This is a genomic window from Planococcus rifietoensis, from assembly GCF_001465795.2.
Lineage (GTDB): Bacteria > Bacillota > Bacilli > Bacillales_A > Planococcaceae > Planococcus > Planococcus rifietoensis.
Genome location: NZ_CP013659.2, coordinates 252469 through 271230, shown reverse-complemented (window position 1 = coordinate 271230; position 18762 = coordinate 252469). Strand labels below are relative to the sequence as shown.

The 18762-nt window shown below is 49.9% G+C and carries 15 protein-coding genes and 1 riboswitch; of the genes, 1 reads left to right on the top strand and 14 read right to left on the bottom strand.

The features are described 5' to 3' along the window. Positions 1–72: 72 nt before the first annotated feature. The 12 genes from AUC31_RS01375 to AUC31_RS01320 all read right to left on the bottom strand — a co-directional run bounded on the left by AUC31_RS01375 (position 73) and on the right by AUC31_RS01320 (position 15326). Complete coding sequence (locus AUC31_RS01375; RefSeq protein ID WP_058381736.1) at positions 73–1134, bottom strand: copper resistance D family protein; 1062 nt, start codon at positions 1132–1134, stop codon at positions 73–75. Then, positions 1131–1703, bottom strand: coding sequence for a copper resistance CopC family protein (locus tag AUC31_RS01370; RefSeq protein WP_058381737.1), 573 nt, complete (start codon positions 1701–1703; stop codon positions 1131–1133). Before AUC31_RS01370 ends, AUC31_RS01375 begins: the two co-directional genes overlap by 4 nt. A gap of 165 nt (positions 1704–1868) precedes the next feature. Beyond that, positions 1869–3383: a sodium:solute symporter family protein gene (locus tag AUC31_RS01365; RefSeq protein ID WP_058381738.1), complete on the bottom strand. Its 1515-nt coding sequence runs from the start codon at positions 3381–3383 to the stop codon at positions 1869–1871. 116 nt (positions 3384–3499) lie between these two features. Further along, entirely contained in the window at positions 3500–4891 is a 1392-nt protein-coding gene (locus tag AUC31_RS01360; RefSeq protein WP_058381739.1) for an LLM class flavin-dependent oxidoreductase, read from the bottom strand. Between the two features lie 114 nt (positions 4892–5005). Continuing rightward, positions 5006–5113: riboswitch (SAM riboswitch) on the bottom strand. A gap of 169 nt (positions 5114–5282) precedes the next feature. Beyond that, entirely contained in the window at positions 5283–6341 is a 1059-nt protein-coding gene (gene xylF, locus AUC31_RS01355; protein ID WP_058381740.1) for a D-xylose ABC transporter substrate-binding protein, read from the bottom strand. Continuing rightward, on the bottom strand, positions 6338–7891 hold the full coding sequence (locus tag AUC31_RS01350) for a response regulator transcription factor (protein WP_058381741.1): 1554 nt from the start codon (positions 7889–7891) through the stop codon (positions 6338–6340). The genes xylF and AUC31_RS01350 overlap by 4 nt, the downstream gene beginning before the upstream one ends. Continuing rightward, positions 7884–9332: a sensor histidine kinase gene (locus AUC31_RS01345; protein WP_058381742.1), complete on the bottom strand. Its 1449-nt coding sequence runs from the start codon at positions 9330–9332 to the stop codon at positions 7884–7886. The genes AUC31_RS01350 and AUC31_RS01345 overlap by 8 nt, the downstream gene beginning before the upstream one ends. Next, the gene (locus tag AUC31_RS01340; RefSeq protein WP_058383703.1) at positions 9329–10309 is read right to left on the bottom strand and encodes a sugar ABC transporter substrate-binding protein; all 981 of its coding nucleotides are present in this window, start codon (positions 10307–10309) and stop codon (positions 9329–9331) included. Before AUC31_RS01340 ends, AUC31_RS01345 begins: the two co-directional genes overlap by 4 nt. 392 nt (positions 10310–10701) lie before the next feature. Next, a complete protein-coding gene (locus tag AUC31_RS01335; RefSeq protein ID WP_058381743.1) occupies positions 10702–11877 on the bottom strand; it encodes a sugar ABC transporter permease in 1176 nt (391 codons plus the stop codon). A gap of 13 nt (positions 11878–11890) precedes the next feature. Continuing rightward, a complete protein-coding gene (locus AUC31_RS01330) occupies positions 11891–13411 on the bottom strand; it encodes an ATP-binding cassette domain-containing protein (protein WP_058381744.1) in 1521 nt (506 codons plus the stop codon). An 83-nt stretch (positions 13412–13494) separates the two neighbouring features. Beyond that, entirely contained in the window at positions 13495–14625 is a 1131-nt protein-coding gene (locus AUC31_RS01325) for a sugar ABC transporter substrate-binding protein (RefSeq protein WP_058381745.1), read from the bottom strand. A 479-nt stretch (positions 14626–15104) separates the two neighbouring features. Next, positions 15105–15326, bottom strand: coding sequence for a hypothetical protein (locus tag AUC31_RS01320; protein ID WP_058381746.1), 222 nt, complete (start codon positions 15324–15326; stop codon positions 15105–15107). Between the two features lie 250 nt (positions 15327–15576). On the opposite strand from AUC31_RS01320, the gene AUC31_RS01315 reads away from it, so the two are divergent. Beyond that, entirely contained in the window at positions 15577–16371 is a 795-nt protein-coding gene (locus tag AUC31_RS01315) for a hypothetical protein (RefSeq protein WP_058381747.1), read from the top strand. Between the two features lie 42 nt (positions 16372–16413). Here AUC31_RS01315 and AUC31_RS01310 read toward each other — a convergent pair whose 3' ends face one another. Beyond that, positions 16414–17406, bottom strand: coding sequence for a tRNA dihydrouridine synthase (locus tag AUC31_RS01310; RefSeq protein WP_058381748.1), 993 nt, complete (start codon positions 17404–17406; stop codon positions 16414–16416). A gap of 241 nt (positions 17407–17647) precedes the next feature. After that, positions 17648–18748, bottom strand: a complete 1101-nt coding sequence (locus AUC31_RS01305; protein WP_058381749.1) for a threonine aldolase family protein — start codon at positions 18746–18748, stop codon at positions 17648–17650. Positions 18749–18762: the final 14 nt, after the last annotated feature.

Sequence of the window (18762 nt, the reverse complement as noted above, 5' to 3'; positions counted from 1 at the left end):
ACAACAACTTATCCGATAGTCGAAATTTTCTTTGCAAGAAAAAAACCTCGCCATTTTCGGCAAGGCTCTTCATTAAAATAAGAAACTGAACATCAATCCGGTATAAGTCGCGGCGACAAACCCGAGGCCAAAGATAAACGACAGCCATTCCGGCAGCTGTTTGCGGTAGCTTAACCATTGGAAGCCCAGGAGGATTAGGCCGATTGCCATCATCAGGAAAGCATCGATATTCGGCGTCCACACTGCGTGCACCGGCAAATACTGCGGCCCGGCGAACCACTCGACAAACGGCGCGCTGCCTTCCATCCGGAACGTTTCGTTAATATTATGCGGCGGGGCAAGCTTGCTCATGAAGGCGGTAATCAATAATACCAACAGCAATAACCAGCTCTCGACTTTGAGCCATGAGCGGTTCGGGACGTCGCTTCGGGATAAGGCGGCATTGATGAACGCTGCAAGCAGCAGTGGCACGATGCTCAAATGCTTCAGCAGCAAAAGCTGCCCATAAGGCAAAATCCACGAGCTCGTGTAATCTTCCGGAGCCACAAAAAACAGCATGAGCCAGATGCCGCTGCCGATCAAAATGACCATCATGGCAACAGAAAACGGCGTAAACCATTTGAGAAACGCACGCCAATTGCGCCCATCCCGCAAAAACCAGGCGATGTGGATCAAGACGCCTGCCCATAGCACGAGCGCCAGAAAGTGAAGCGCGTGCCCGGCAAATCCTTGCCAGTCCGCAATCGATGCTGCGTGGCTCGCATATGCCACATTGAGAACACTGAGGACGAGCCAAAATGCGCGAAACCCCCACGATCCATCGCGCCACACCACGACCAGCCATGCCACAGCCATCAAGACGCCGAACACATAGCTTTGGCCGGCACGAAATTCCGTTGCCACATCAACCACTGCTTGCATCAGACCGAAGCTTTCCGACAGCAATAACACCAGCTGGATGACGGGCGGGGCAAGCAAGAGCGGAATCAGCGCCAGCGCACTCAAGACGAGTTTTTTCGGAACCTCAACAAGCGGCTTTTTCTCGGGTGTGACGCAGCGCAAGACGACATCTCCTGCCAGAAACGCCAGTACCACATAAAGAAAAAAATCCGACAGGGCGATCAACCAACTCATCGTTTTCTACGCATTAAAACAACGGCAGCGATCAACAAGATAATAGCAATGCCTGCGATGATCAAGGTCATGCTGGAGCCGCTATTTTCTGCTGGAGCTTCCGGATCGTTCGCCGCTGCTTGGTCCATATCGGAAGCTTCAGTTTGTTCAGCTTCCTCGGCTTCGGCCTCATCGGCCTCCGGTTCAGCTGTTTCTGCCGCTTCTTCTGTCACCTCTTCTTCCTCACCTGCCTGCAACTCAAAAGCAAGCGAGCCTTGGATCGGATGGCCGTCTTCACTCAATACATCGTATTCCACGACATAAGAACCATCTTCAAGATCCTCGGCCGGCGTACCGACCAATTGGTCTTCCATCACGGTCACTTCACTGAAATCCACAGCGGTTCCGTCCATCGTCATCGTCATGGCACTGCCCTGTTCGATACCGGCACTAAAATCGAGCACCACTTGTTCAATGGGCTCAGCCACAACCGCGCCTTCCGCTGGAGTCGACGATTCAAGCACTGAATGGGCATGTGTTGTCATCGGCAAAACAAGTAATGCACTTAATAAAATCAAGGTCTTCTTCATAGGTATGATTCCTTCTTTCTTTTAGATGAACTCAATTATTGCATCCACTCCTTTCAGTCTATTTCATTTGCACGGAAGAAACAAGAACGAGACGCTTGGATTTATGAACTTTCCCCGAAGATTGGCAGGATCAGAAAAAGCCCCGAATGATTTCGGGGCTTTTCTTTACAATCCACGAACCGCTTCCTGCGAAGTCTTTTCGCGCTTTCTCAAGGTTTCGGCAAGTAGGCTCACCGTGATCATCGACGTGAAGCCGAGAATCGAACTGAAAAACATCGCCTGGAAAACGTGTTCGATGATGCCGGTGCCGGTCAAAATCATATAGCAGCCGGCACCGCTGACGACGGAAGCGATGGCGCCGGATTTATTGGCGTGCTTCCAGAAATAGCCGAGGCTGATCGGGGCTGCAATGCCGCTGATGATCGCCGAGGTCCCGAAGTTCGTCAATAGCGCCAAGGATTCCGGCCGGTTGATCGACATATAGAGCGACACGAGCCCGATGAAGACCAGCGACACTTTCGACGCTTTCAGCACTTTGGCATCAAGTTCCTGCTCCGTCAGATGCTTGTTTTTATAGAGAACCGGCACTGCCAGCACTTTGAACAAATCGTTGCCGATGCTATTGGTGATGCCAAGGTACAAACTGTCGGTTGTCGACAGGATCGCGGAGATCAATCCCATGACGAGCAGCGCGACGATGACAACCGGGAAAGCTTCCATGATGTATGCCGGAATGGCACTGTCAGCTGACGAAAGGCCCGGCAAGATGATGCGCGCTGCAAGTCCTGCGAATACCGAGAAGATCGACAGCGTGAATAAAGAGATGCCAGCGGATAAGGTGAAGGTCCGCAAATCTTCTTCTTTTTCAACCGTCAGCACTTTATTCATCAAGTGCGGCAATAGCACGAATGAAAACAGCAGCCACTGGATGCTCAAGATCGCGAAGCCGCTATAGAACGGCCCGCCTGTCGACAGCGGCGAAACAAGTGCCGGATCGATTGCGCGAAGTTCCGCTTGCAGCGTGCCGAACACATTCCATCCGCCGCCGATCGTCCATAATAGCGAGATGAATAATAATAGCGACACAATCGCCATCGTCGCCCCTTGGATGCCATCGCTGACGATCTGCGCGAACGCGCCGCCAAGGCTCACGTAGACGACGGTGATGATAACGCCGATCGCGATGCCCCATAAATATGGAATGCCGATAACCGTCTCGAACATCGTCGCGAGCCCAACATTCTGTCCGACGATGTAATAGATATTGAACAACACCAATAAAGCGACGAGTACGCGCAAGGCTTTACTGTTGTAACGGTTGCCGAGCCACTGGGGAATCGTCAAGCTGCCGCCATTTTTCTGCCCGTAGCGCCAGAAGGTTTTCGTGAACAGCAACAAACCGAGCCACGTGACCCCGAAGCAGCCGATCGTATACCACAAAGTCGACAAGCCGTATGTATACGCCCAGCCCGGCACGCCGAGAAACAAGTTGGCGCTTGCATAAGAAGCGCCGAAGCTCATGCCGACAACAGCCGGGTTGACTTTGCCTTTCGCGATGGCAAATCCTTTCATCGATCCGCTATGGGCTTTGCCTTTTTTGCCGAGCCACGTCGTCAAGGCGAAATAGCCGACGAGCATTAATGCAATCAGCGGCAATAGCCAAGATGTTTCATCCCCCATTGCGTTCGCCTCCTTTCGTTTTCGGTTTTGGGTAAAGTTTATTCCATAAGGTCAGCCCGACGATCCAAAAGACGGCGACGGCGATCCAATAAGCTGTCAGCATGCGCATTCCTCCTTTAATTTCTAGCCGGTTCGTGCAAGTGCTTGAACGTTCTACCCGGATGATTGTCTTTCAATTGCGCTTGGCCTTTGCCGTAGATTTTCTCGCGGTACGTGCCTTCCGTGTATTCTTTCTGCACGAGCCCGCGCTCCTGCAAGACCGGAACGACCAATTCCACAAAGTCCTCGAAGCTGCCAGGCGCGAGCGTGTACGCCAAATTAAAACCGTCAACACCTGTTTCATCTCTCCAGCGCTCGACTTCATCGGCTACTTGCTCCGGTGTTCCGACTGCAACCGGACCTCTGCCGCCGATGCCCACAAATGTCGCAAGTTCCCCGATGGTCCATTTTCTATCTGGGTCGGCACGCGTGAACACTTCGACCGCCGATTGCATGGCGTTGCTTTGGATGTATTCAAGCGTATCTTCGGGATCGTATCCGGAAAAGTCGATGCCGGTCCAACCACTCAGCAAGGCGAGTGCGCCTTCGTAGCTGACATGGCTTTTCAAGGTTTCGTATTTCTCTTGCGCTTCTTGTTCGGTCTTCCCGACAATCGCGGTGAAGGTGGTGTACACCAACACATCTTCCGGATTTCGGCCATTCGCCGTGATTCGTTCTCTTAGTGCGTCGACTCCTTTTTTCACCACAGGAATCGTCGGCCCTGCCGTAAACACCGATTCGGCGTGTTTCGAGGCGAACTCCCGGCCGCGCGGCGAAGCTCCTGCCTGGAACAATACCGGCGTGCGCTGTGGCGACGGTTCGGATAAATGAGCGCCTGGCACTTTAAAGTACGTGCCTTCGTGGCGGATATCGTGCACTTTTGACGGGTCGGTATAGACTTTCGACTGTTTGTCGCGCACGACTGCGCCATCTTCCCAGCTGCCTTCCCATAATTTATAGCAAACGTCCAAATACTCGGCCGCAAATTCATAGCGTTCGTCGTGGCTCATTTGGTCATCGAGCCCGATATTGACTGCGGCACTTTTCAAATAGGAAGTGACGACATTCCAGCCGATGCGCCCTTTTGTCAGATGGTCGAGTGTCGACATGCGCCGTGCGAAGGTGTATGGATGTTCGTGGCTGACAGATGCCGTGACCCCGAAACTTAAATGCTTTGTCACCGATGACATGAGCGGCACGACCAATAGCGGATCGTTGACCGGCGTCTGCACCGCATTGCGAAGCGCCGCATCGCGCGTCCCGCCGTAGACGTCGTAGGTTCCAAGCACATCGGCCAAAAACACCGCGTCGAACTTCCCTTTTTCCAATAGCTTCGCAAGCTCAATCCAATATTCGCTGTCCTTGTACGTGTGCGACCGATCGTCCTCGTGGAGCCATAACCCCGGCGACTGGTGGCCGCCTGCACACACCATCTCAAAAGCGTTCAAATAAATCCGTTTCTTCGTCATCGTCAAATTCCTCCTTTTGAAATCGTAATTTCCGCAGCCCTCAGTGGAAAATAAAAATAGCCCTCTTTTCTCAATAAACGAGAAAAGAGGGCTATGTGAATAGTCGGGTCCGCTCTCTTATCTCCCAAGGAATCTCTCCTTGCTGGAAGTAGCACCTTCCTGATTAAATCAGGGGTTGCTGAAGCGTCATCGGGCCAGTCCCTCGGCTTCTCTGGATAAGATTATTAAATTAATCCCTATCTTAATACTAGGAAATAGAGAAGTCAACCGAATATTTAAAATTCTTTTCAGATTTTTATGATTGACTCGTTAACCTCATTGAAAAATGCCGCTTCCCGTTCAGCCGGGCAGCGGCATGTTCACTTGCTGACAGATATTCAAACTGAGGTCATTATTCCATCCCATCGATTTCTTCTTCGGAATGGAAATTATCCGCCAATATGGTGCTTTCCAGGTTGCCGATATCAACCGCGGTTGGTTCAAGCAGCACGGACGGCACTTCGCTTTTTCCATTGTTGATGCTGACGGTCGGTTCGATCTCGTTTCCTTCTGCCAACTCGACAGCAAGCGCCGCAACGCGTTCGGACAATTGCTGGATCGGTTTATAAACGGTCATCGATTGCGTGCCGTCGACGATCCGCTGGACAGCTGCCAGTTCGGCATCCTGCCCTGCGACCGGGACAGACCCGGCCAGCCCTTGCTGCGCAAGTGCTTCGATCGCCCCGCCGGCGGTTGCGTCATTTGCCGCAATGACGGCATCGATTTGATTGCCGTTGATTTCGAGCGCCTGCGACATATGGGCGAAGGCTTGTTCTGGCGCCCAGTCCTCTGTCCACTCATCGTAAATGATATTGATGTCGCCGCGTTCGATCGCCGGCTGCAGCACATCAAACACGCCTTTTTTCAGCAGGTGCGCGTTATTGTCTGTCGGGGCGCCGCCGATGTAGACGTAGTTGCCTTCTGGCACCAGTTCCAGCATTTTCTCAGCTTGCAGCTCTCCTACTTTTTCATTGTCGAAAGAAACATATAAATCGATTTCCGCATTTTTCACGAGACGGTCGTAAGCAATCACTTTGATGCCTGCCCCGTGCGCTTTGTGGACAATTGCCGCTGTCGCTTCAGCGTTATGCGGCACGATGACGAGGAGGTCGATGCCTTCCTGGATCATCTCTTCGGCTTGGGCAATTTGCAGCGCGTCGTCCCCGTTAGCTGCCGCAATGTCCACTTCCAATCCGCGCGATTCGATCGCTTGTTCGAACAATTCCCGGTCTTTCAACCAGCGCTCTTCTTTTAAGGTATCCATCGCAAAGCCGATTTTCAACGGCTCCCCGTCTTGCGGCATTTCATCTTCCTTGAACACGCTTTTTTCCGGCAGCTGGGAATCTTCCTGGCACGCCGCAAGCCAAACGCTCGCACTCATCAGCAATAATAGCCCCAGTAAGCGCTTCATGTGCTGATTCCTTGCGTGCGGCCTGAATTCAACAGCTTCAAGCGATATTCAGTCGGGGACAGTTCATTCATTTTCTTGAACACTTTGCTGAAGTAATTGGGTTCGTGGTATCCAACTTCCAGCGCAATCGTTTTCAGGCTGATTTCCGGGTCCGCCAATAATTTCTTGGCTTTTCCCATCCGGCATTCCGTCAGAAAGTCGATGTAATTGATGCCGAGCTTTTCCTTGAACAATTTGCTGATATAGATCGGGCTCAAATCCACTTTTTTCGCGAGCACTTCCAATGAAATGTCTTCATGGGAATGCTCGGTGATGAATTGCTTGATTTTATGGATCTTATCGAATTCCAGCCGGCTGAAATGCATGTTGTGCTTCTCCTTCAACCCGCCGATCAACTCCAAGCTTGCCAACATCAATTGGCGATAGTCTTTTGCGGGGATCGCGTAATAAGGCGCTTCCGTCTCGATGCCTGACTCAGCCATGATCCGGCTGGATAGCCATAATAATTCGAGCGAACGCTGCTGGGTTCTGATGACATTTTCGCCTGCTCGCTCCGACTGTCGGATCAATCCGGCCACGATGTCTTCGGCCGTTTCCCAATCGCCGCGCCGGACACTATCGGCCATTCTCTTTTCCTGCTGCTTGATGAGCGCGGGGTCGTGTGAGCGGATAGGTTCCAGCTCCGCTGAATAAAAACGGTAGCGCGAAGGAACCGCTAAATCCGTCATGGCGAGCAATGATTTTTGGTAAGAATCCCTCACCTGCCCCAATGAATCACACATCGGCCCAATCCCGACAAAGCATTGCTCACGCTTGCCGGATGCCGCCAAGATCCTATTAGCGAGCGTGATTGCCTGCGAGCGCAGCGAATGCACAGGGTCGCGGAAGACGATGATCGGCAGTTGCCAGTCGTAACAGGGACCTATCCAAATATGTGAGCTTTCGCTAATGTCCCGTTTGATGTCACGGCATACTTGCTCCGCGCCTTTTGGGACTGAGATGGTCATGACGAATTTCTCTTTAGCCGGCTCGGTGCCTTTCATCTCCACCAGCAAATCGATATGCATGTCCTGGACCTGGTCGAATAATAATTGCGTGACGATATCCATCTCCACGATCGCCATCGCTTTTTGCAAGGCGCTTTGTTGCTGCTCTTGTTCGGCCGATTGCTGCGCTTTCTTTCTCAAATGGCTGAAGACCTTCTCCGCGATGGCAACGATTTCCGCCGCTTTGCTCGGTTTCAGCAAATAATCTTTCACGCCCAATTTGATCGCTCGCTGGGCGTAATCAAAAGTATCGAACGCCGTCATCATGACGAACTCGACATCGGGGTCGGTTTCGCGGATTTGTTCGATCGCCTCCAAACCAGTCATGATCGGCATCATGATGTCCATGAAGATGATATCCGGCTGCCACTCGGCTGCGATTTCCACAGCCAGTTTGCCATTTTTCGCTTGTTTGATTTCTATTCCCTCGAATGAACGCTCCAGAATCGCTTTCATCCCTTCACGTTCGATCGGTTCGTCGTCCACGAGCAGGAGCTTAAACATAGCTTTCAACCTCCATTACTTTTGGCAATTTCAAAATGATTTTCGTTCCAACGTGCGGTGTGCTTTCGATTTCGACAACATCGTCATTGCCATAGAACAGCTGGAGCCGTTTGGCGACATTGGCAAAGCCGATTCCCGTAGCATGCCCTTCCTGGGGAACAATGCCGCCTTTCAATAGCTGTTCGATTTTATTTCCGTCCATGCCTTGGCCGTTGTCTTCAATTTCCACGCGGATATACTGTTCTTCATCTTTGATGCGGAACCAGATTTCGCCGTCTTCTTCTTTCGGCTCGATGCCATGGATCACGGCATTTTCGATAAGCGGCTGAAGCGTCAGACTCGGCATTTGATACAGTAAGGCCGATTGGTCCAGATCAATATGAAAGGTCAAACGGTCGCTGAAACGGGCTTTTTGGATATCCATGTACTGCGTCAGCACATGCGCCTCTTCTTCAAGCGTTACGGTATGGTCGAGGCGCTTCAGATTATAACGCAGCAAACCCGCTACGCTGACCAAGAGATCACTGGTGTCTTCAGCGCCGTCCAGATAGGCTTTTTTCGATAAAGTGTTCAAGGTGTTGAACAGGAAATGCGGGTTGATCTGGCTTTGCAGATGGCGCATCTGGCTTTGCTGCAGCAGCAATTGGCTTTCCTGCAATTCGCTTTCCACTTGTGCTTTTTGCTGGATTTCCAGAATCAGTTTATTGATATTCACGCGCATATGGTCAAAGGTTTTCGCCAAAAACGAGATTTCGTCATTGGAATTCACGCGGATCGGCTGATCGAAGCGCCCTTTGGCCAGTTCATTTGCTGCTTTCGTCAATTGATGGACCGGCTTGGTGATGCTCAAGGAAAACAAATAAGTGAACAATAATAATAAGACACTCGTAAGCGATAACAACAGGATGCCCATCGTGTTCAATTCCTGTGATTGCCGGATAATGTCCCGGTAAAAGCGTTCATAGGTCCTGAGTTCGGAATTGAAAATCGACAAGGTCATTTCGGAAATATAAACCGACATGCGGTTCGCTTCCGTGAATTCACTTGCGGCGATGTCATTCTCGCCTTGTTCGCTGAAAGCGGCGGAACGTTCCACGGTTTCCGTAAAACTTTCGATCATATTGCTGTAATTGGTCAATGAAAACTCGTTGTCCGCATTGCGCAATTCCATCAACGACGCTTGAGCATCCTGCAGCCTTTGCTGGCTGGACGCGAGTGTCGTCGCTGAGCGGGCTGTCGGATTGGATAAGTAATCGTTCAAATTAGTCACGGTCTGCTGGCTGGAGGCGGTCACTTCGTTCATCTGCAAATAGCGCTGCAAGATGTCATTGTATTGGTCCTGCATTTTCTGGTTATAGAACGTCAATGCCAGCCAAATCGCGAACATCATGACGATGACGATTCCCGCGAGCATCCAAATCTTTTTTTGGATTGTATTCACGGCAATTCATCCTTTCCCTCCACAATGCGGATATCGGTCACATATCCTTTGGAATCAAGGGGGACGACTTCATTGCGAAGCCATTTCATCATCATTTCGACGCTTTTCTCACCCATTTCTTCCGGCGATTGTTCGATGATGGCATCGAGTTTGCCTTCCGTTAACAGCGCAGAAGCATCCGAACCGTCATCGAACGAATACAGATAAAACGGATCGAGTTCGGTGCGGCTGCTGATTTCCTGCATGATTACGCGAGCTTGACGGATATCGAGCAAGATGAACGCATCGACTTCCGGATGCTCGTTCAGCGCTTGCTGTGCGGCATCCGCCGCTTCTTCATCAGAAGAGCCGCTTTCTATATAAGTGGAGCGGATCTCAGGGAATTGATCCAAGCTGTCTTGCATGCCGTCCAAGCGCAGGCGTTCGCTGTATTCCAGTTCAGCGTCGCCAAGTAGGACAATTTCCCCTGATTCGCCCATATCGTCGACCAATTGCTTCACCAGCAATTCACCGGCTGCGTAATGGTCCGAGCCCACATAGGTTTTGCGCAAGCTTTTCTCGACCGGCACGTCATTTGCGACCGTGATGATCGGGATGCCATAGGAAGCGGCTTTGATGCGCGCCAATTGCTGAAATTCATCGGTGTCATTGCCTTGCACAATGACTCCATCGACTTTCGAATGAAGTGCAATTTCCACTTGCTTGAGGAAGTCTTCCTGGTTTTTTCCGTAGCTTCCCCATAATTCAAATCCGACATCTTCCCGTTCTGCCTGATTGGCAGCGCCTTCTCCGACTAGCTTCCAAAACGGCGTATCCAGTTCCTGGGTGATGAGTACGATCCGCTGGCGTTCCTGGTCGCTGCTGACGGCTGATGGCAGATCCCATTCGGAATTCAGGACTTTATTCACTGACAGTACGGTAAAAAAACCGAGCACGGCACATAATGAGCACAGCACAAAGATGACTTTTCTTCTCACGGTTCGCTCCCCTTTTCGCAATGAAACTGTTTTCATCTTACCACCTGTCGGAAGATTCGCAATACGGACTATATAGAAACAAGCACCTTCGGTTGTGAAGGTGCTTGTTTCAGTTTGTCGAGAAAGGTAAGAAGTCGTATTTTCCGAAGCTTATCGCTCGCTTTCCGTGGGCTCGCGCCCAAGCCTCCTCAGCCGCTACGCGCCTTGCGGGGTCTCGGTCGTCTCGCTGATCCACTGGAGTCGAGCGAACACTTCTCCAAATACTTAGAAAGATCATTGATTTTTGAATGTGGAAAGAAACATTTCCGTTCTAATTTATAGCAGTTCATAGATCTCTTTAACACTCTGGAAACAAGCACCCTCGTCAGCGAAGGTGCTTGTCTGTGATGAAGTTAAGCGCGCTGCTTTCGTGTCATGACGTCGAAAATAACAGCTGCGGCCAACACTCCTCCGCGAATCATATACTGATAGGAAATGCCGACGCCGAGCAAGTTCATGCCGCTCGACAAGGAAGCCATGACGATCGCGCCGATAATGGCGCCGGTGACCTTGCCGACTCCGCCGGCTGAAGAAACCCCTCCGACATATGCAGCTGCGATAGCATCAAGCTCGAACAAAGTTCCGGCTGTCGTCGTCGCCGATTGCAGGCGCGCCGTGAACAGGATGCCGGACAGAGCAGCAAGCATGCCCATCGAACCGAAGACGATCATGGTGATTTTCGTGACGTTGATGCCGCTTAAATGCGCAGCTTCCGGGTTGCTCCCGACTGCGTAAATATTGCGCCCGAGAACGGTTTTGGTCGATAGGAAATGATAAATCACAACGACAAGCAGCATGATGACGACCGTCCATGAGAATCCGTTGTATCCAGCCAGCACCCACGTGATATAGCCGATGATGAATGAGACAAAAACCAGTTTCAGGATGAAGATTGGAAGTGAAATCACATCGAAGCCGTATTTCACTTTATTGCGGCGCGTGGATAGTTCGCTGTAAATATAAAGGACGATGCCGATCACGCCGACAAGCACCGACAGCAAATGAAGGCCGTTCACTTCCACGAGCGATGGGATAAAGCCATTGCCCAGTGCATTGAACAAGTCGTCGTTGACGATGATCGTGCCTGTCGATTCCGTGACATTAAGCAAAGCCCCACGGAAAATGAGCATGCCGGCCAGTGTCGCAACAAACGACGGGATGCCGATTTTCGCGACCAAAAAGCCGTTGAACAAGCCGATGATGATCCCGAACACCAAGACGATCGGAATGACGATCCATACCGACAACCCCATCTGTGTCAGGAAAATCGCTGCCACGGCACCGAGGAAGCCGGCGACAAATCCGACCGATAAATCGATGTGGCGGATGACGATGACGAGCGTCATGCCGACTGCCAGAACGGCGATATAGCCGGCAGAATCGAGCAAGTTGCTGATGTTTCGCGACGACATGAACAAACCATCTGTCATCACCGAAAAGGTGAGCATGATGACGAACAATGCGATGTACATGCCGTAATCACGTATATTTGTTTTGATGAGAAAGCGCGCTTCATTGAAAAAACTCATGGATACCTACCCCCTATTGCGTTGCCAATTCCATAATGGCTTCTTGTGTCGTATTTTCTCTCGACAATTCTCCAGTGATCGCGCCTTCCGCCATCACGTAGATGCGGTCGCTCATGCCGATGATTTCGTTCAATTCAGAAGAGATCATGATGATGCTCATGCCTTGCTTGATCAGCTCATTCATGATCGTGTAGATCTCGAATTTCGCTCCGACATCGATCCCCCGCGTCGGTTCGTCGAGGATGAGGATTTTCGGACCCGTAAACAGCCATTTGCCGAGCGATACTTTCTGCTGGTTGCCACCGCTCAGCTTGCCGACTGCCAATTCAAGCGAACTGGTTTTTATTTGCATCGATTGCCTGTACTCAGAGCCGACTTTCACTTCCTCGTTCAAATTCAACACACCGCTTTGCGAAATGCCTTTCAAATGGGCCGCTGTGATATTGTTCTTGATGTCATTGATCAAGAACAATCCGTTGCCTTTGCGGTCTTCGGTCACATAAGCGATTCCCGCTTTAATGGCATCGCTTGTGTGCTTGAATTGAACTTTCTGGCCATTGACCTGCATATCGCCTTCCACTTTGTATTTCTTCGGGTTGCCGAACATGCTCAGCGCAAGTTCCGTTCGTCCTGATCCCATCAGGCCGGCGATTCCGATTATCTCGCCTTGTTTCACTTGGATATTCGCTTTTTTCACGACGTGGCGGCCGAGCTGGGTGTCGTATGCCGACCAATCGTTCAATTCGAGCACCGTTCCGCCGAATTGATGATCCAAGCGTTTCGGGTAAATATCCGCGATTTCACGGCCCACCATATTCTTGATGATGACACTCTCCGATATTTCGCCTTTATGCGCGTCCAAGGTGACGATCGTTTTTCCGTCCCGCAAGATGGTTGCTTTGTCAGCGATTGAAATGACTTCTTTCAATTTATGGGAAATCATAATGCAGGTGATGCCTTGCGATCTTAATTCTTTCAATAGCTCTAATAAGTTCTCGCTGTCATTCTCGTTCAAGGCAGCAGTCGGTTCATCAAGAATCAACAATTTAACGTCCTTGCTCAAAGTCTTGGCGATCTCTACCAATTGCTGCTTCCCCACTCCGAGATCCTTGATCAAGGTTTCCGGGTCGACATTCAGTTTGACCTTTTTCAACATCTTCGCCGACTGGACAATCGTTTCATTCCAATCCACGAACGGGCCTTTGCGGATTTCGTTTCCGGCAAAGATGTTTTCGTAGACCGTCAGATCCGGAAACAATGCCAGCTCTTGATAGATGATGGCAATTCCGGCTTTGACACTATCGTTGATTTCATTGAACCGCTGGACTTCTCCTTCGAAGACGATGTCCCCTTCATATGTACCATAGGGATATACGCCGCTCAGCACTTTCATAAGTGTTGACTTCCCTGCCCCGTTTTCGCCAATCAAGCAATGGATTTCTCCGCGTTCGACTTTGAAATTGACGTCATCCAGCGCTTTGATTCCCGTAAACTCTTTGGTTATACCGTTCATTTCTAAAATGTAATCGCTCATTTCTTTACCTCCCCTACAAAAACCTCAAGGAATGGAGAAATAGTGATAGACAGCGCTATCACTATTCCTGTGTCCTATTGTTTTTACTCGATGCCTGTAAACTCGCTTGCTTCGTAATATTCTGTGTCGATCAATTCGGATTTCACATTTTCTTTATCGACTACGATGACATCTGTTTGTTTCGCTTTCACTTCGCCTGCTCCGTTATCGTAAGAGCCTGTTGTTTCCGGTTCGTTTCCGTCCAACACTTCAACGGCCATGCCCATTGCATCCTGTACAAGTGTGCGGACATCTTTGAAGACCGTCATCGATTGTTTCTCATCGATGATGTATTGAATTGACGCTTTCTCAGCATCCTGGCCTGTAATCGTGTAATCCGTCACAGCGGAATCCGAGCCGAAGACGTCTGCAATCGAGCGGGCAGTGCCATCGTTCGGCGCCAAAATCGCTACATCGCCTTTCAAGTCTTCACCTACTGAAGTCAAATGCGTCTGTGCTTTGTTCTTGGATTCGTTTGGATCCCAGTTCGTTGTGACCTGGCCGATGATTTTGCTCAACTGGTCGCGGTCCAATTCTTTCGTATCAGACAAAGCTTCCGCTTCGCTGGAGTTGGCAATCTTGAATGTGCCGTCAGCGATTTTCGGCTGAAGCACTTCCCATGCGCCTTGGAAGAACAAGAACGCGTTGTTATCTGAAGAAGCTCCTGCATACAAGTACAACGGGATATCAGAGCCTTCTGCATTATCGATCAAATACTGGGCTTGTGCTGCCCCTACTGCCAATGAATCGAAAGTTACGTAATAATCAACTGCATCCGTATCCGTGATCAAACGGTCATATGCAATAACCGTTACGTCATCCGCTTTTGCAGCTTCTACAGCAGCCGCTGCTGCAGCCCCGTCATGCGGCGTGATGATCAAGACTTTGATGCCTTTATTCAATAAAGCTTCGACGTTCTCTTTTTCTTTAGCTGAAGATCCTTGGCTGAAGAGAATTTCAGTCGAGTAATCCGATTCTGCCAATGCATCTTTAAAGCGCTGCTCATCCTGTACCCAACGCGGCTCATCTTTTGTCGGCAAGACGATTCCGACATCCACCCCTGAGCCTGAACTCGATCCTGAACCTTCTTCCCCTTCGCTATTGCATGCGGTTAAAGCCAAAGCGAACAACACCAGAATCGTCAGCAGCAAAAACCCTTTAACATTCTTTTTCATATCTTTTCCCCTCTCCCTTTGTAAATATAAGTAATTACTTCTTAAGTATAAATTCTGAAAACTTAAATGATAGCGCTTTCACTAGCACTCTTTTAACATCATCTGTACTTTTTTAACTTTTCGTATCAGAAGCTGCATCGATCTCTTCTTCGTTCATATTTCCAGGAAAAAAAACGCAATTCCCTTGTGAGGGGGATTAGCGTTTTCATCTTGTCTAGAAAGGCGAGAAGTCATATTTTCCGAAGCTTATCGCTCGCTTTCCGCGGGCGGGAATCGAGCCTCCTCGTCACTGCGTTCCTGCGGGGTCTCTCAAACCCGCTATTCCCGCAGGAGTCGAGCGAACGCTTCTCCAAATACTGAGATAGGTAATTGATTTATTAATGTAGGAAAGGTGATCTTTGTTTTAATTTATAGTGGATTATAACTTCTTTTACACACAGAAAAACGCCAATCCTTTATAAATAGGGATTGGCGTTTTCTTATTGTTCCTGCCCGCGCGGTGCTTTTGGCGGTTGGCATGTATCGCATTTGCGCTGGTTGTTCTTGTTGAACTTCGTGAAGGTCTTCTCGAAGTTATTGCCGCATGCGCATTTGAACAAGAGCTTTTGGGAGAATCCGTGGTATTCCGTCGACAATAATTTGCTGTCGGAATTGTTGTTGACGAATGTCCGGATTTTATCGATCGTCCATCGTTTATTCATTCTGTTACACCTCAATTTAGGATTGGCTGGAGGCTTTTGGGCATCCATTGCCTTGCGACAACGCATAGTTGCCTTAAGTCATCTATTATAGCACGCCTCGAGCCATTCTGTAGCATTGTTCATGCCTGACTGGCAAAACACCTTCTGCCAAATACGATCTGTAAAAAATTTGAATCTTTTTGTAGATTTGCTGCGTATAATTTAACTGATAGCAACATACATCCATTTCACGAATGAAAGGCATGATCTCATGGGCATTGTCACATTAGTCATTTTGATTTTCTTACTTCCTTACGTCTGGTTTCTCTGGACTGGCATCAGCAACAAAACCGGCACGATGGAGACCTACCGCTGGAAAAAACCGCTGGCCGCGCTACTGTTACTGGTCATCCTCAGCGCAGCGCTGAATTATTTTTATTCCAACGCCTACCAGCTGGCATTTTTCCAGAACGGTGTTGAATTGATGGTCGGCCTCATTGTCGCCGGGGCCTTCCTGGTGATTCTGTCGATCATCAATATTATCGTCGGCATCGTTTATAAAAACGCCCCCAAATCGTTCCACAACCCAAAAGTGGCTTGGACAGTTTCAATGTTCCTGTGTGCCACGATCCTGTTTTTCATCGTCTGGGTTTATCCTTTGGCAGAAAAAGCATCGTATATTACACAGCTCGAGTCAGCGATTGCTACTGCGAATGAACAGCAAGATGGCGAGGAAATCACTGTCGTGTTTATGAGCTCCGAAAAACAATGCGTCCGCCGCAGAACCGAGAACTGCAACTCGAGCGATTACCAAAACGCTTTTTTCGTCAAAAATAATTTAGACGAGACAAAGCAAGTGCAAGTGCAAATACGTGCGCTCGACTACGAACAAAACGAATTGAAATCTGTGGAGTCCAAGATTATGACGCTTCAAGCAGGTGAACTGAAACTACTTGAGACGGAAGAAACATCGGACCAAGAAAGCATTTGGAGCCGCTCTTCATTTGAAACCGAAGTCCGGACCGCTTCTTACCAATCCATCTATCGTTACCGCGACGCCAATTAAAAAAATCCCTTCCCGCTGAAATTGCGGGAAGGGATTTTGTTTTTACGATTCAGTGTGCGTGCTGCTTCCTGCAGCGACCAGCTGGAATGCATCCAGCAAAGCGCGCACTTCATCGGTTGTCTCGGTGTGCATCAAATCATTGCGGAGTTCACCGGCACCGCGTACGCCGCGCACATAAATCTTGAAGAAACGGCGCAATGGCTTGAAGGCGATCGGCTCGGTTTCCGTCGAGTATTTATCGTGAAGGTCCAAATGCAAGCGCAACAAGTCGAACAATTCCTGCGTGCTGTGTTCACGAGGCACTTCCTCGAAAGCGAACGGGTTATGGAAAATCCCGCGCCCGATCATGACGCCGTCGATGCCGTATTTATCTGCCAGCTCCTGGCCGGTCTTGCGGTCTGGGATGTCACCGTTAATGGTGATCAAAGTATCCGGTGCGATCTCGTCGCGCAGCGCTTTGATCTCAGGAATGAGTTCCCAGTGCGCAGGCACGGCGCTCATTTCCTTTTTCGTGCGCAAATGAATCGACAAGTTGGCGATGTCCTGCTCCAAGACATGCGTCAACCAGCCTTTCCATTCGTCGACACTTGTGTAACCGAGGCGCGTCTTGACGCTGACAGGCAATCCGCCCATTTTCGCGGCCTGGATGATCTCCGCTGCATTATCGGGATAATTGATCAAGCCGCTGCCTTTTCCTTTGGCGGCTACGTTCGGTACCGGGCAGCCCATATTGATGTCGACGCCTTTAAAGCCTTGCGCCGCCATGCCAATGCTCATCTCGCGGAAATGCTCCGGCTTGTTGCCCCAGATATGGGCGACGATCGGCTGCTCATCTTCCGTGAACGTCAAACGTCCGCGCACGCTGTGGATGCCTTCCGGATGGCAATAGCTTTCCGTATTTGTAAACTCCGTGAAATATACATCAGGGCTCGCCGCTGCCGCTACGACATGGCGAAACACGACGTTCGTCACATCTTCCATCGGCGCCAATACAAAAAATGGCTTCGGCAATTCACGCCAAAAATTCTCTTTCATAACTCAATTCCAATCCTTTCCTTACGGGATGAAACATTTCTTCATCCAAAAATTCACTGTCATCTATAGTAAGAATGCAAAAATATCAAATGGTTCACTACGTCTCGCTATCTTTTCTTAACCTTATACAGTTTACACGATTCTACGCGCTGTGGAAAGAGAGGCGCTCTGGCTTCCGCTTGAATGCAAAAGCCCTTCCCGCAATCCGCAGATTGCCTGGAAGGGCTGAATAGACCATCTTCTATTCACTAAAGCGTTCTTTCATCTTTTGATCCAATCGCTGGAACGCCTGTTGAACCAAATCTGCTGGTATTTCTGCGTACCGGTCTCCCATCGACATCTCAAAATAACACGACCCGCTGTCGATTTCTTTCAAATAACTGGTGATGCCGATCCCCGTTTCTTGCTCAAGCTCCACGATGACCGGTTCTATTTCTTCTTTAGGATGCACGAAATGGACATGGAACATATTCGAAACCGGCACTTCCGGCAAAGTCGCAATGTCCTGGCAAGAATTAAAGAACGCCGCCACTCGCTTCGCAGCTTCGAAATACTGCCCCATCTTCCCGGAGCGCTCGTCGAAAGAATAATCGGCCGAGATGATATACGGATAGAGGCTAATTAAATCGCCCCCATGCCGCCTCTTCCACACTTTCGATTGCTTCATGAACGCTTCGTCCCCAGCCAGGATGGCGCCGGCAATTCCGCCGATTCCTTTGTATAAGGATAAATAGACGCTATCGAATAAAGCACAAATTTCCGCTGCAGACTTTTCGTAATAAGGAGTGACTTCCAGCAAGCGTGCGCCGTCGAGATGAAGTTTGATCTGGTTTTCGCGGCAATAGTGCGAGATTTGTTCCAGCGTCTCGAAGCTTGGCAATTGCCCGCCGATTTCACGCTGCGGCAATTCCAACAGCACCGCTGCCACTTCCTCGTCCAGCTCCGCCACATCTTTCAATTCCACGACACGGTCCGGGTCGGTCAAATACACCGATTCAATGCCATGCAATTCTTTCAATCCATCTTCTTCATGGATTTCCAAGTGGCTGAGCGGATGGTAGGCCACTCGTTTCAGCCCTTTATCGTCGCACCAAATCCGCAGCGCAATCTGCTGGGCCATCGTGCCGCTCGGGAAAAAGACTGCCGTCTCTTTTCCTAAAAACGCCGCCATCTTCTCCTGAAATTCTTCAATAACCTGCCCACTTCCATACAAATCACTTTCAACATCATGAGCGACATCTTCAAAAGCCTGTTTCAACACACCCGCATTGCGCATGCCGTGATTCGCCAATTGATACGTCGATTGCTTAAAGGCCGCTTGCAGTCGATTGAGTTCAGCCAATATCCCCACTCCTC

Bases quoted from the DNA above. Each gene is read 5' to 3' on its own strand.
- AUC31_RS01375 (WP_058381736.1), bottom strand. From the start codon at position 1,134: ATGAGTTGGTTGATCGCCCTGTCGGATTTTTTTCTTTATGTGGTACTG.
- AUC31_RS01370 (WP_058381737.1), bottom strand. From the start codon at position 1,703: ATGAAGAAGACCTTGATTTTATTAAGTGCATTACTTGTTTTGCCGATG.
- AUC31_RS01330 (WP_058381744.1), bottom strand. From the start codon at position 13,411: ATGAGCGATTACATTTTAGAAATGAACGGTATAACCAAAGAGTTTACG.
- AUC31_RS01320 (WP_058381746.1), bottom strand. From the start codon at position 15,326: ATGAATAAACGATGGACGATCGATAAAATCCGGACATTCGTCAACAAC.
- AUC31_RS01315 (WP_058381747.1), top strand. From the start codon at position 15,577: ATGGGCATTGTCACATTAGTCATTTTGATTTTCTTACTTCCTTACGTC.
- xylF (WP_058381740.1), bottom strand. From the start codon at position 6,341: ATGAAGCGCTTACTGGGGCTATTATTGCTGATGAGTGCGAGCGTTTGG.
- AUC31_RS01310 (WP_058381748.1), bottom strand. From the start codon at position 17,406: ATGAAAGAGAATTTTTGGCGTGAATTGCCGAAGCCATTTTTTGTATTG.
- AUC31_RS01365 (WP_058381738.1), bottom strand. From the start codon at position 3,383: ATGGGGGATGAAACATCTTGGCTATTGCCGCTGATTGCATTAATGCTC.
- AUC31_RS01335 (WP_058381743.1), bottom strand. From the start codon at position 11,877: ATGAGTTTTTTCAATGAAGCGCGCTTTCTCATCAAAACAAATATACGT.
- AUC31_RS01350 (WP_058381741.1), bottom strand. From the start codon at position 7,891: ATGTTTAAGCTCCTGCTCGTGGACGACGAACCGATCGAACGTGAAGGG.
- AUC31_RS01360 (WP_058381739.1), bottom strand. From the start codon at position 4,891: ATGACGAAGAAACGGATTTATTTGAACGCTTTTGAGATGGTGTGTGCA.
- AUC31_RS01325 (WP_058381745.1), bottom strand. From the start codon at position 14,625: ATGAAAAAGAATGTTAAAGGGTTTTTGCTGCTGACGATTCTGGTGTTG.